The organism is Pantoea sp. SGAir0180 (genome assembly GCF_043546245.1).
Genome location: NZ_CP028071.1, coordinates 2,490,264 through 2,503,316, shown reverse-complemented (window position 1 = coordinate 2,503,316; position 13,053 = coordinate 2,490,264). Strand labels below are relative to the sequence as shown.

Annotated in this window: 11 protein-coding genes; 2 read left to right on the top strand and 9 right to left on the bottom strand. The window is 56.5% G+C overall.

The annotated features are described in order from the left end of the window. Window positions 1–9: 9 nt before the first annotated feature. Window positions 10–732, top strand: a complete 723-nt coding sequence (pnuC, locus tag C1N58_RS11665) for a nicotinamide riboside transporter PnuC (protein ID WP_205957371.1) — start codon at window positions 10–12, stop codon at window positions 730–732. Here pnuC and zitB read toward each other — a convergent pair. The 4 genes from zitB to C1N58_RS11645 all read right to left on the bottom strand — a co-directional run bounded on the left by zitB (window position 726) and on the right by C1N58_RS11645 (window position 5,818). Beyond that, complete coding sequence (gene zitB, locus C1N58_RS11660) at window positions 726–1,748, bottom strand: CDF family zinc transporter ZitB (RefSeq protein ID WP_033737748.1); 1,023 nt, start codon at window positions 1,746–1,748, stop codon at window positions 726–728. The genes pnuC and zitB overlap by 7 nt on opposite strands. Then, window positions 1,726–4,797 (bottom strand): hybrid sensor histidine kinase/response regulator, encoded by a 3,072-nt coding sequence (locus tag C1N58_RS11655; protein WP_394549794.1) that lies wholly within the window; start codon window positions 4,795–4,797, stop codon window positions 1,726–1,728. Before C1N58_RS11655 ends, zitB begins: the two co-directional genes overlap by 23 nt. Next, window positions 4,779–5,363, bottom strand: a complete 585-nt coding sequence (locus C1N58_RS11650; protein ID WP_394564198.1) for a LuxR C-terminal-related transcriptional regulator — start codon at window positions 5,361–5,363, stop codon at window positions 4,779–4,781. The genes C1N58_RS11655 and C1N58_RS11650 overlap by 19 nt, the downstream gene beginning before the upstream one ends. 101 nt (window positions 5,364–5,464) lie before the next feature. Then, window positions 5,465–5,818 carry a YbgS-like family protein gene (locus C1N58_RS11645; protein ID WP_006118479.1) on the bottom strand — a complete coding sequence of 118 codons (354 nt, stop codon included), beginning with the start codon at window positions 5,816–5,818 and terminating at the stop codon, window positions 5,465–5,467. A 290-nt stretch (window positions 5,819–6,108) separates the two neighbouring features. Here C1N58_RS11645 and aroG point away from each other — a divergent pair, with 290 nt between their 5' ends. Further along, complete coding sequence (aroG, locus tag C1N58_RS11640; RefSeq protein ID WP_006118487.1) at window positions 6,109–7,161, top strand: 3-deoxy-7-phosphoheptulonate synthase AroG; 1,053 nt, start codon at window positions 6,109–6,111, stop codon at window positions 7,159–7,161. A 60-nt stretch (window positions 7,162–7,221) separates the two neighbouring features. Here the strand turns inward: aroG and gpmA are convergent, their stop codons facing one another. From gpmA to modF, 5 genes are all read right to left on the bottom strand, one after another. After that, window positions 7,222–7,974: a 2,3-diphosphoglycerate-dependent phosphoglycerate mutase gene (gene gpmA, locus C1N58_RS11635; RefSeq protein ID WP_054687987.1), complete on the bottom strand. Its 753-nt coding sequence runs from the start codon at window positions 7,972–7,974 to the stop codon at window positions 7,222–7,224. Between the two features lie 148 nt (window positions 7,975–8,122). Beyond that, window positions 8,123–9,157 (bottom strand): galactose-1-epimerase, encoded by a 1,035-nt coding sequence (galM, locus tag C1N58_RS11630; RefSeq protein ID WP_054687986.1) that lies wholly within the window; start codon window positions 9,155–9,157, stop codon window positions 8,123–8,125. Further along, window positions 9,151–10,299 (bottom strand): galactokinase, encoded by a 1,149-nt coding sequence (galK, locus tag C1N58_RS11625; protein ID WP_054687985.1) that lies wholly within the window; start codon window positions 10,297–10,299, stop codon window positions 9,151–9,153. Before galK ends, galM begins: the two co-directional genes overlap by 7 nt. Next, window positions 10,296–11,342, bottom strand: a complete 1,047-nt coding sequence (galT, locus tag C1N58_RS11620; RefSeq protein ID WP_394564197.1) for a galactose-1-phosphate uridylyltransferase — start codon at window positions 11,340–11,342, stop codon at window positions 10,296–10,298. Before galT ends, galK begins: the two co-directional genes overlap by 4 nt. 220 nt (window positions 11,343–11,562) lie before the next feature. Further along, entirely contained in the window at window positions 11,563–13,035 is a 1,473-nt protein-coding gene (modF, locus tag C1N58_RS11615) for a molybdate ABC transporter ATP-binding protein ModF (protein ID WP_394564196.1), read from the bottom strand. Window positions 13,036–13,053: the final 18 nt, after the last annotated feature.

Sequence of the window (13,053 nt, the reverse complement as noted above, 5' to 3'; positions counted from 1 at the left end):
GTGCCTGATATGGATTTTTTTAGCACGCAAAACATTTTAGTTCACATCCCGTTGGGCGCGACCGGGTACGATCTGTCCTGGATTGAAGCCGTTGGCACCCTGGCGGGCCTGTTATGTATCTGGCTGGCCAGCCTGGAGAAAATCGCTAACTACGCGTTCGGCCTGATAAACGTGACGCTGTTTGCGGTGATATTTTTTCAGATTCAGCTCTATGCCAGCCTGCTGTTACAGCTGTTCTTTTTTGCGGCCAACGTTTATGGCTGGTACGCCTGGAGCCGACAAACCATTGATAACCAGGCGGCGTTAACGATTCGCTGGCTTCCGCTGCCCAAGGCCATTGGCTGGGCGGCGGTTTGCGTTATAGCGGTGGGGCTGATGACGATCTACATCGATCCGGTGTTTGCCTTTCTCACCCGTACCGCGGTGGCCCTGATGAATGCACTGGGTTTTACGGTGGCGATGCCGACGTTGCAGCCGGACGCCTTCCCTTTCTGGGATGCCTGCCTGATGGTGCTGTCGATTGTGGCAATGGTGCTGATGACGCGGAAGTATGTTGAAAACTGGCTTTTGTGGGTGGTCATCAACGTGATCAGTGTGATGGTGTTTGCCCGTCAGGGGGTGTATGCGATGTCGCTGGAGTACGCCATTCTGACGTTAATTGCGCTGAACGGCTCACGCATGTGGATCATCAGCGCACGCAAACAGGGTTCGCGTGCGCTCTCAGCTCAGTGATGATGGCTGTGATGATGAACGTGGTCACTGTGGTGAGGTGAATGATCACTGTGCTGATGGGACGTTTCAGCAGCATGATCCGAATGCCCGCCATGATGATGGCCCTCTTCAATGACCTGTCCGTTCAGCTCACAGTCAGGGCCCACGCAGGGCTGAAACTCCATCTGTACCGTAGCATGCTCAATCTGATAATGGTCATGCAGGTACGTGTGGATGCGGCGCAGCAGGCCATCATGATCGCGCGGTGGAATGACCTGGACGTGCAGCGTTAAGATCGGTTGCTCGCCCACCTGCCAGACATGTACATGATGGACATCGCGCACCTCGGGAATGTTCCGCTTCAGATCGCGCCGCAGTTTCTTCACATCCAGCGACGCAGGCGCGCCTTCCAGCAACTCATGTAAACTTTCCCGCAGCAGCGACCAGGCGCTACGCAGCACCAGCATCGACACGACGATGGATAAGATGGGGTCAATGGGCGTCCAGTTGGTAAACAGAATAATCACCGCGGCGACAATCGCGCCCACCGAACCAAGCAAATCCCCCATGACGTGCAGCGCAGCCGCCCGCACATTCAGGTTCTTTTCTTCACTGCCGTGATGCAGCAACCAGAAAGACAGAATATTCGCCAGCAAGCCGGCAATCGCAATGCCGAGCATCAGGCCGCCTGTGACGGGTTGCGGATGGGTAAACCGTTCCACCGCTTCCCAGACAATCAAAATGGTGATGCCGATTAAGGCGAGGGCGTTTACAAACGCGGCCAGCGTGGTCAGACGTAGCAGGCCAAAGGTATGACGTTCATTGGGTTTGCGTTTGGCAAACTGAACCGCCAGTAAGGCCATTAACAGGGCGGCGGTATCGGTCAGCATGTGACCGGCATCGGCCAGCAGCGCCAGCGAGCCCGACAGCCAGCCGCCAATCACTTCTGCCACCATAAAGAGTGCCGTCACGGCAAACGCGGCCATCAGCCGCGTACGGTTAGTGTCCTGACCGCTATGAGAGTGGGTGTGTGCCATACGTGTCCAGTTTATGTAGTAATCTTTCGGTCAATGATATCAGCAATTGCCACTCTGCTGAGATGTTGTGATGCTGTCTGGCGCGATCGGTCAACTTCTGACAAAGCGCTACGCCCTCATCAATGCCAATCAGCAGCCAGCTTCCTTTCAGGCGATGCGCGGACTCGGCTAACTGTCTTTCGTCACCGCTGGCAATGGCCGCGCGCAGTTGTGCCATGTCTTTCTCCACGGTATCACGTAAGGTTTTGCCCAGTCGGCTAAGATAGTTCTCGTTTTGCTGCGCCAGTGTCCACAGGTTGTTATCCAGCGCGGCCAGCGGATCGTCATGGAAGGCGGTCAGCAGGTCGCTGATATCCTGTAGCTGTACCGGTTTAATCAGCACCCGTTCATGCGGCTCAGTCTGTACATTCAGTAACTGCGCATCAGCAGAGCACAGCACCCGCAACGGCCTTCCGCCTCGCTGACGCTGGCGACGACGCAACACGCGCAGCAGGAGCATACCGTCCGGGCGCGGCATCATCTGATCGATAAACAGCAGGTCGTAAGGGCGCCGGGCATCGGCCAGCAACAGGTCGCGGCCCTGCTCAAAACAGTCCGCCTGAATCGCAAAGCGCGCCAGCTGCTGCTGCATCACGATCAGGTTTGTCGGATGATCATCCACTACGGCCACGCGCAGTTGCGGAAAACCTGGCAGCGTGGCCGGATCGCCCTCAGGGACGCTATCGCAGGGAATCAGCGGCAGGATAAGTGTGACCTCGGTACCTTTGCCGGGCTGAGAATGCAGGTGAATCTCACCGCCCATGCGCTGCACCATTTCCCGACAAATAAACAGCCCCAGGCCACTGCCCTGAACGGAAAGCGCTTTGCCCGACGGGGCCTGGTACCAGGGATCGAACAGTCTGAGCTGTTCTTCAGGGGGAATCCCGCTGCCGTTGTCGCTGACGGTTAACTGCAATTTGTCTGTAGCCGACAGCGTCAGGCGGATCAGGCCGTGCCGGGTGAATTTAAAGGCATTGGTCACTAAGTTGTTGACGATCTGCTGCAGGCGGTCCGCATCCAGCATCACCGCGTCAGGCAGCGGCGTCAGGGCCTCTACCTGTAAATGCGGGCCATCCGGCCGCATCAGCGGATGATAGAAATGGCGCTGCTGCGCCAGCCAGGGTGCCAGTGCCAGCGGGCGGGGCGACAGGGTGAAACTGTTGTTTTCAATGCGCGCGTGATCCTGCAAATCATTCAGCAACGTCATCAGGGACTGCGCGCTCTGGTACAGAAGCTGCAGGTTTTCACGGCTGCTTTGCTGTTTTTCCAGCTCCAGTAGCCCCAGGATCGCCTGCATCGGCGTTCGCAGCTCATGGCTGACCGTCGCTAAAAACTGGCTCTTCATGGCATTCGCGTGTTCCGCCTGTTCGCGCTGTTGGCGATCCCGCCGTTGCTGCCAGTAACGCCGGGCCAGTAACAGCAGTAACACGACAATGGCAACACCTGCCGCCGCCAACACCGCGACGGGCAGCACGCGCATCGCGCCCACGCTGCCGGGCTGGGGCGGCATTGACCAGCGATCGCGCATCTGGTTTTGCGTATCGACGGGAATCTGCTGTAACGCGCGATCCAGCAGCCCACGCAGAACAGGCTCATCAGGTGCCACTCCGATGGCCACAGGCCAGGCGATATCGCTGGCCGCGAAAGCCAGATGAATGAGAGGATCGTTACGGCTGGCAATGCGCCAGCGCGCAGACAGGACGTTATCGACCAGCGCGTCAATCTGACCGGTAGCCAGCGCGTCGTACAGGCTGTTGCGATCCGCAAAGCGCTGAACCGGGATGGTGTCAGGGACGAGGCGCTGGGCCAGATCATCCTGCAGGATACCAATACGTTTGCCTGCCAGATCGCTCCAGTGAGAGCCGGCTGCGGGCTGGCGGCTGTAAATACCCCAGAGTGCCCGCCAGACGGGCAGGCTGGTGCTTTGAGTTTCACCGTTGAGCGGTTGCATCAGCTGTAACATCACCTGATGCTGTGCCAGCAGCGTGGCCGCCTGTTGCGGATTACTGACCCAGTGCGGCGTAAAACGTAAACCGGTGCTCTGTGCGACCGCATTGAGCAGATCGATACCGTAACCGCGGGGCGTGCCGTTGCTGTCGCGATAGCTCCAGGGATAGTTATCGGCTTCAGCGGCGTAGGTAACCTGGGGATGGGCTGCTATCCATTGCCGCTCGCTGGCGCTCAGCATCAGCGTTTGTGTGTCCTGATACCGCGGCAGGCTGCTGCTCCAGCGCGCCTGTAACGTGCTCATCAACTCTGCGGGTAACTGGCGCAGGCTCTGATTCAGCCACGCAATCAGCGCGGGATCGCGGGAAACCGCGCGCAGAGTCAGTTGCCCGGCATCAATCCCCGACGCGATTTGGTAAATTTGTCCCTGCTGTAGCTGACTCAGCAAAAATCCCGCGCTGGTTTCATCGGCGACCACATAGTCGTTTTGCTGATTGAGCAGCGTATAGAGCGCCTGAAGATCGCTGCCGTAGGTGCGCCAGTGATGGCGGGCAGCCAGCGCAGGCGGAAGCTGTGCCAGGGTTTGCTCGCTGATCGCCAGTTGTGCATTATCACTGTTAAACATGACGGCACGCTGGTTCTGCTGATTACGGTAAATACGTAACGGGCTGCTAAACCAGCTGTCGCTGGCAACGGCGCCCGCAGGAAAGGGCGGGGCCAGCATGCCTAACGCAAAATCAATCTGCCCCACCTGCAGGGCGCTCAGCAGAGCCGGCTGGGTGGCATAGAGGTGAAGGGAGAACTGCGCCCCGGTTAACTGGTGCAGCGCCGCCAGATAATCGGCGTCAATCCCGTACAGATCGTTGCCCACATGCATGGCCCAGGGCGCCGTATTCTCATCCAGCAGGCCCACACGCACCACTTTGCCCTGCATCAGCTCTGCGCCTTTTACCGGCATCATCATAGGCAGATTGATACTGCTGACCGGACGCACGTCGGCCTGGGCCAGCGGCGCCAGCAGGAGCAGGAGAAGTAACCAGCGTATCACTGCTGTGCTTTCCACAGATCGGCCAGCTCGACAACAGAACGCGCGCCGGTTTTTTCCAGAATATTCTTTTTATGCGTACTGACGGTTTTATTACTGATATGCAACTGTTCGGCAATTTGCAGGTTGGACAGGCCGCTGGCCAGCAACGCCAGCACCTGGCGCTCTTTACTGGTTAACGGTAATTCGGGTTCGGTGCTGTGGCCTTCAGGAAAGGCTGACTGGCCGCCCAGTACAGCAAGAATGGCACTGAGTAAATGCGCCATCCGCTGGCTTTTCACCACATAACCCGCCGCCCCCAGCGCCTGCGCACGCCGGATGTAGTGGCTGCTTTGCTGGGCAGAATAGATCAGTACAGGACAATAGGGTAAGTGCACTTTCAGGCGGCGCAGAATCTCCAGTCCGTCGCCATCGGGCAGGCCGATATCCAGCACAATGATATCCGGAGGAAGCTGGAGATAAGGGCGAGCGGCGTGCTCGCTGCTGGCCGAAATAAGCTGAATGGGGACAGGCGATTGCGAGAGTGCCGCGTCCAGCGCCACTTCAACCAGTGGATGATCGTCAATCAGAAGCAGTGAGGCCATGAACATTTCCCTGTAAATTTCACAGGCTCAGCATAGCGGAAGTCGCAGCGGGATAAAATAAAGGAGAGCCGCGGCTCTCCTCATAATGCACACAGTATACTTTACTGCGTCGTGCCGTCAGTTTTGGTATTGACGTGGCCGCCACCTTTTTTGGTGTGCACTTTTTTGTTGATATCAGGACATTTGCCATCTTTACACTGGCTGTTCTGATCAATTTCGTTCGCGGTCATATGCTTGCTGCTGGAGGTGCTGTCTCGGGTTGGAGACGACATCTCAGTACCGGTATTGTTAATTTTGCTGTTATCGACTTTATTCGGTGGCAGGTTCTCATTCGCCCCGCCCGCAACGGCACCTGCTGCTGCAGCCTGGTTAGAGTTTCCGTTGGCAGCCATTGCTGCGCCGCTGCCCAGAGTCATCGCTGCCGTCAGAAAAATTAGTGCAAACTTATTCATCATTATGCTCCCGTTAATCAATGATATTTGCTGTCTCTAACCCGCTGTCAGGTTTCAGACAAAAAGCGACCTGAGCGAAATAAAATTTCGCTGGTTAGCTTAAAGACAGGTATTAATAAACGTAAGCCACCGATCCTCAGTAGTTACCCTTAAAAGTCTAGACGCATAACCCATTTATGCAAATTTTACACATGCATTTTACATGGATTCAGAATTTACACCCTGTGCGCTTCCGGCTACATTGGCTGGGTTGAGCCCGGCGCGCGCCGGGCCAGAAATTATATGGAATCAGTATGAATTACCAGAATGATGATTTACGCATTAAAGAGATAAAAGAGCTGTTGCCCCCCGTTGCCCTGCTGGAAAAATTTCCTGCAACCGAACGTGCCGCGCAAACCGTTTCTCAGGCGCGTCAGGCCATTCACCAGATCCTGAACGGGGCCGATGATCGGCTGCTGGTGGTAATCGGACCCTGCTCTATCCACGATACCGAGGCCGCAAAAGAGTATGCCGCACGTCTGTTAAACCTGCGTGAGCAGCTGAAGGGCGAGCTGGAAGTGGTAATGCGCGTTTACTTTGAAAAACCGCGTACCACTGTTGGCTGGAAAGGGCTGATCAACGATCCCTATATGGATGGCACCTTCCAGCTAAATGATGGCCTGCGCCTGGCGCGTAAGCTGCTGCTGGAGATTAACGATTCTGGCCTGCCTGCGGCGGGTGAGTTTCTGGACATGATTACGCCGCAGTATGTCGCTGACCTGATGAGCTGGGGCGCTATTGGTGCCAGGACGACAGAGTCGCAGGTGCACCGTGAACTGGCTTCCGGTCTTTCCTGCCCGGTCGGTTTTAAAAACGGGACCGATGGCACCATTAAAGTGGCGATTGATGCGATCAACGCAGCCGGTTCACCGCACTGTTTCTTGTCCGTGACCAAATATGGTCACTCTGCAATTGTGGAAACGCGCGGCAACAGCGACTGTCATATCATCCTGCGCGGCGGAAAAGAACCTAACTACAGCGCCAGCCACGTCAGTGCCGTGAAGGCCGGACTGGAGAAGGCTGGCTTACCGCAGCAGGTGATGATAGATTTCAGTCACGCAAACAGCAGCAAGCAGTTCCAGAAGCAGATGCAGGTGGCTGATGATGTGGCACAGCAGATGATCAATGGCGAGCGCGGCATCATTGGCGTGATGATTGAAAGCCATCTGGTGGAAGGCAATCAGAGCCTGGAAAGCGGTGAACCGCTGGTTTACGGTAAGAGCGTGACCGATGCCTGTATCGGCTGGGAAGATACCGAAAAGGTATTACGTCAGCTGGCCGATGCGGTCAAACAGCGTCGCGGTTAACCGTGAGGCCATAAAAAAGGGCCAGACATCGCAGTCTGGCCCTTTTTACAGGTCAGTACATTACTTCGCTTTACCCTGATTTGCCACGGCCGCCGCTTTCGCTGCGATCTCATCGGCGTCACCCAGGTAGTAGTGTTTGACGGGCTTGAAGTTCTCGTCGAATTCGTAAACAAGCGGAACGCCGGTAGGGATATTCAGCTCAAGAATCTCGTCTTCGCTCATGTTATCCAGGTATTTCACCAGCGCGCGCAATGAGTTGCCGTGTGCGGCGATAATCACTTTCTGACCACTTTTAATACGTGGCAGGATGCTTTCGTTCCAGTAAGGAATAACGCGATCGATGGTCAGTGCCAGACTTTCCGTGGTGGGCAGTTGCTCAGGGGACAATGACGCATAACGCGGATCGTGTCCTGGGAAACGCTCATCACTGCGATCCAGCTCCGGCGGGGTCACGGCGAAGCCACGACGCCACTGTTTGACCTGCTCGTCACCATATTTAGCGGCGGTTTCGGCTTTATCCAGCCCCTGTAACGCACCATAGTGACGCTCGTTCAGACGCCAGGATTTTTCAACGGGCAGCCAGGCCTGATCCAGCTCATCCAGAATATTCCACAGGGTATGGATGGCGCGTTTCAGCACGGAGGTGTAGGCGAAATCGAACACGAAACCTTCTTTCTTCAGCAGCTGTCCGGCTGCTTTAGCTTCGGTACGGCCTTTGTCAGAAAGGTCTACATCATACCATCCGGTGAAGCGGTTTTCGTTGTTCCACTGGCTTTCGCCGTGTCGCACCAGAACCAGCTTAGTTACAGCCATAGCTTAACTCCTTAATACTTGATGTTTCTGAGATAATGGAAACCTGTTGTCGCCAGCCCGCTGGCCGACCATTGCGCTCTACCATAGCGGAAAACAGCGCACTGCGTAAGTCTGTCTGTGACGCACTGCGCGTTTTTCACCCGGCGGCTCAGTGTGAGGTAAAACGATAGCGCGTAACGGATTCCCAACGATCCCCCGGCTGCAGCCAGCAATCATCCTGTGGCCACTCGGGATGATTGGGCGAATCCGGTAAAAACTCACTCTCCAGCGCAATCCCCTGGTAAGCAGTATAGCTTTCCTGCTCCCGGGCGCGCGTGCCAGCCAGATAGTTGCCGCTGTACAGCTGCAGGGCAGGGGCCGACGTCGTTACACTTAACTGCAGCTTGCCGTCCTGCGACCATAACGCTGCTGCGGGCTGGCTTGCATCGCCCGCGCTGTTAAGTAGAAAGGCATGATCGTAGCCTTTAACCGCCTGTTGATCGGCATCGGCAAGGAAATCCTGTGCCAGGCTTTTGGCCTGACGGAAGTCAAAGCTGGTGCCGTCCACGGCTTTCAGCGGGCCGTTGGGAATACCCTCGCTATCGACGGGCAGATAACGATCGGCGTGCAGTTGTAAGCGATGCTGGCGCGCATCGCCATGATGCGCATCAAGATTAAAGTAAGCATGGTTAGTGAGATTCACCGGACAGGGTTGATCGCACCGGGCTTCATAGTGGATGGACAGGCAGTTATCGTCATCCAGCACATAGCGCAAATCCGCGATCAGATTTCCCGGATAGCCCTGATCGCCGTCAGGCGAATCCAGACGATAATGCACTTCGCTTTCTGACTGGCTGATAATCTGCCAGCGGCGTTTATCGAACCCGTCCGGACCACCGTGTAACTGATGCTCACCCTGGTTGGCGAGCAGTTGTCGGTTGAGGGTATTGAGTTTTGCCCCGGCGATACGGTTAGCGTAACGGCCAACGGTCGCCCCCAGATAGGCATCCTGATGCAGATAATCGGACGGCGTGGCACAGCCTAAGAGGGCCTCGCGCACGCTGCCGTCCTGAAGTGGCACGCGCGCCGACAGCCAGGTTGCTCCCCAGTCCATAAAGGTGGCTACCATTCCGTGCGCATTACGCAGCACGGTGATGCGCCATGGTTGACCATCCGGCGCATGGGAATTGACATCGCTTAACATTGACCTGCTCCTTCTGAAGCTTTACACACGTAGAAGGTCTCCTTGATGCCCGTTTTAGCTTCGTACTGGCTGGCGACGGCGGCCTGCACCTGCTCAACCAGCTCAAGCGGCATCAGCGCAACGATACAGCCCCCGAAGCCGCCACCGGTCATACGGACACCACCACGATTGCCGATCTCGGCTTTAACAATTTCAACCAGCGTGTCGACAGGCGGCACGGTGATTTCAAAGTCATCACGCATTGAGGCATGCGATTCCGCCATCAGTTCCCCCATGCGCGTTAAATCGCCACGCGAAAGCGCCTCTGCGGCTTCCAGCGTACGGGCATTTTCGGTAATGACATGGCGCACGCGCTTCGCGACGTCAGGATCTAACTGCGCGACCGCCGCCTCAAATTCCGCCAGGCCGACATCGCGTAGTGCTTTCTTATTAAAGAAGCGCGCACCGGTTTCACACTGCTGGCGGCGGGTATTGTATTCGCTGCCCACCAGGCTTCGGCGGAAGTTAGAGTTAATGATCACCACGGCCACGTCTTCCGGCAGGGAAACCGGTTTGGTGCCGAGTGAGCGGCAATCCAACAGCATGGCATGATCTTTTTGCCCCAGCGCGGAAATCAGCTGATCCATAATGCCGCAGTTACAGCCCACGAACTGGTTCTCCGCCTCCTGACCGTTTACCGCAATGGCGGCGCCATCCAGCGGCAGGTTGAACAACTGCTGAAAAACGGTCCCGACGGCCACTTCCAGCGAGGCAGAGGAGCTGAGGCCCGCGCCCTGAGGCACGTTACCGCTAATCACCATATCCACGCCGTTAAAATCAGGCGCGCGCTTCTGTAAATGCTTCACCACGCCACGCACATAGTTTGCCCACATCGGCTCGCTCACGCTGGTAATGGGATCGTCCAGTGAGAAGCTGTCCTGCGCCTGATCGTAATCCACGGCCACAACGCGTACCTGACGATCGTCGCGTCTGGCACAGGCGATAACGGTTTGGTAGTCAATGGCACAAGGCAAAACGAAACCATCGTTATAATCCGTATGCTCGCCAATCAGGTTGACGCGGCCGGGTGCCTGAATCGTGTGAGTGGGCGCATAGCCAAAGGTGTCGGTAAAGACCTGCTGCGTGATGGTTTTTAAGCTCATTGTTGTGCCTCACGGAAATGAATGTCACTCACGGCGCGCAGACGTTCTGCTGCCTGCTCCGCGGTTAAATCGCGTTGGGTTTCAGCCAGCATCTCGTAGCCGACCATAAATTTGCGCACCGTGGCTGAACGCAGCAGCGGCGGATAAAAATGGGCATGAAGTTGCCAGTGGGCGTTTTCCTCGCCGTTAAACGGCGCACCGTGCCAGCCCATGGAGTAGGGGAAGGCGCACTGGAACAGGTTGTCATAGCGGCTGGTCAGCAGCCTAAGGGCTTTCGCCAGATCGTTGCGTTGCGCCTCGCTCAAATCGGTCATGCGTTTCACGTGCGCTTTGGGCAGTAACAGGGTTTCAAAGGGCCAGGCGGCCCACCACGGCACCACGGCGATCCAGTGCTCGGTTTCCACTACGGTGCGGCTGCCGTCTTGTTGTTCACGCGCACAGTAATCCACCAGCATTGGCGAGCCGGTTTTTGCAAAGTACTGACGTTGATGGTCATCTTCGCGCTGGGCCTCGTTAGGCAGGAAGCTGTTGGCCCAGACCTGGCCATGCGGATGCGGATTCGAACAGCCCATGGCAGCGCCTTTGTTCTCAAACACCTGCACCCACGGATAATGCTGGCCCAGCTCTGCGGTCTGTTCCTGCCAGGTGCGCACGACCTCTTCCAGCGCGCTCAGGGACATTTCAGGCAACGTTTTACTGTGATCGGGCGAAAAGCAAATCACGCGGCTGGTGCCGCGCGCGCTTTCGCAACGCATCAGGAGATCATCGCTTTCGGGCGCATCCGGCGTATCCGTCATCAGCGCAGCAAAGTCATTGGTGAAAACGTACGTACCTTTGTAATCCGGGTTCACATCGCCGGTAATGCGCGTATTTCCTGCACACAGAAAACAGTCTGGATCGTGTGACGGCAGGGCATTTACCGCGGGCGTTTCCTGCGCACCCTGCCAGGGACGTTTGGCCCGGTGAGGTGAAACCAGAATCCATTGGTCGGTCAAGGGATTGTAACGGCGATGGGGATGATCGGCCGGGTTAAATTTTTGCATGTCGCATCCTGGTCAGCGTCAAAATAAAAAAATCATCGCTAAAAAATAGCACATCAAACGGCATGAAAGCGTGATCGAGTCTGAATAAATGGTATCGTTTACACAAGATGACTATTCTTATTTAAAGGCGAAAAGGCACATTATGGTCATGGAATGGGGTTTTAAATGGTAACGTTTACATTGCAGGTGATATCCCCGCCGTTTGCACGGCAGGGTTGTGTCAGATCACATCTTGCTGATAACGGTAGCCGCCTGTGCCATCAGGGAGAAAATGCAGGCGATGCGTAATACAGTGCGGGGCATCTTCGGCATGATGCGAAACAAACAGCAGCTGGGTCCGGCCTTCCCCAATCAGAATATCCACAAAGCGGCGCACCAGTTGCCGGTTAAGCGGATCCAGCCCCTGCAAGGGCTCGTCAAGGATCAATAACGTGGGATGCTTAACCAGCGCGCGGGCGATTAAGACCAGCCGTTGTTGCCCCCAGGACAAACTGTGGAACGGCGCATTCGCCATCGCATTATCCATCCCTGTCAGCGCCAGCCACTGTTGCGCCAGCGCCATCTGGCGGTCAGATACAGCCTGATAGAGACCAATCGAATCGAAAAAGCCCGATAAAATCACGGTGCGCACATTCACGCTGACCCGGTAGTCCAGATGCAGGCTGCTGCTGACATAGCCGATATGCTGCTTGATGTCCCAGATGGTCTCGCCGCTGCCACGGCGAATGCCGAACAGGGTCAAATCATTGCTGTAACCCTGCGGATGATCGCCCGTCACCAGGCTCAGTAAGGTGGATTTACCCGCGCCATTGGGGCCAATGATGTGCCAGTGCTCACCGGGATTCACCTGCCAGTTCAGGCCGTTGATCACGGGCTGATCGTTATAAGACACCACCGCGTTGCGCAGAATCACGCGCGGCGCATCATCCGCCAACGCGGGCAACTGATCGGGCACATCGGCCTCCGGCAACGCCATACCGTCCAGCTTTTCACTGCGAGCCAACTGGGCGACCAGCGTCTGGGCCAGAATGGTCTCGCGTGGCCCGACCTGCGTCAGGCTGCATTCGGCCAGAACGCCCACCTGATCGACATAATCCGGAATATCGTCAAAGCGGTTCAGCACCAGCACCAGCGTGACGTCAGCCTCATGCAGCGTTGCTAAGGTGGCCGTCAGATTCGCGCGGGAATCCACATCCAGGCCGTCAAAAGGTTCATCCAGAATCAGCAGATCAGGCTGTGCCATCAGCGCCTGGCACAGCAGCGTTTTTCGCGTCTCGCCTGTGGACAGGTATTTAAAGCGGCGACTGAGCAGACTACTGATGCCAAACTGCGCCGCCAGACGTTCACAGCGTGCGGCATCTTTCACCGCATCCTGAATAATTTCCGCCGTGGTGCGGCCGCTGTCGTCCTCACCTTCGCTGAGTAAATCGGTATTGTTGCGTTGCCATTCCTCGGCGACCAGCTTCTGTAGCTGCTCCAGCGACAGGCGCCACGGGCGCTGAAAATCGTGCGTCACCTTACCCGATAACGGGGGAAGCTCGCCAGAAAGCGCGCGTGCCAGCGAGGACTTGCCGCTGCCGTTTGCGCCAACAAACGCCCAGCGCTCACCCCGGCGAAGATGCACATCGGCCAGGGACAGCACCCGGGTATCATTAAGGTGAAATATGCCTTGCGAAATTTGCAATGAAGCCATGATTTGTTCCATTTTATG

Excerpts from the sequence above, each read along its gene's own strand:
- pnuC (WP_205957371.1), top strand. The coding sequence starts at position 10 with ATGGATTTTTTTAGCACGCAAAACATTTTAGTTCACATCCCGTTGGGC.
- zitB (WP_033737748.1), bottom strand. The coding sequence starts at position 1,748 with ATGGCACACACCCACTCTCATAGCGGTCAGGACACTAACCGTACGCGG.
- C1N58_RS11650 (WP_394564198.1), bottom strand. The coding sequence starts at position 5,363 with ATGGCCTCACTGCTTCTGATTGACGATCATCCACTGGTTGAAGTGGCG.
- C1N58_RS11645 (WP_006118479.1), bottom strand. The coding sequence starts at position 5,818 with ATGATGAATAAGTTTGCACTAATTTTTCTGACGGCAGCGATGACTCTG.
- aroG (WP_006118487.1), top strand. The coding sequence starts at position 6,109 with ATGAATTACCAGAATGATGATTTACGCATTAAAGAGATAAAAGAGCTG.
- gpmA (WP_054687987.1), bottom strand. The coding sequence starts at position 7,974 with ATGGCTGTAACTAAGCTGGTTCTGGTGCGACACGGCGAAAGCCAGTGG.
- galM (WP_054687986.1), bottom strand. The coding sequence starts at position 9,157 with ATGTTAAGCGATGTCAATTCCCATGCGCCGGATGGTCAACCATGGCGC.
- galK (WP_054687985.1), bottom strand. The coding sequence starts at position 10,299 with ATGAGCTTAAAAACCATCACGCAGCAGGTCTTTACCGACACCTTTGGC.
- galT (WP_394564197.1), bottom strand. The coding sequence starts at position 11,342 with ATGCAAAAATTTAACCCGGCCGATCATCCCCATCGCCGTTACAATCCC.
- modF (WP_394564196.1), bottom strand. The coding sequence starts at position 13,035 with ATGGCTTCATTGCAAATTTCGCAAGGCATATTTCACCTTAATGATACC.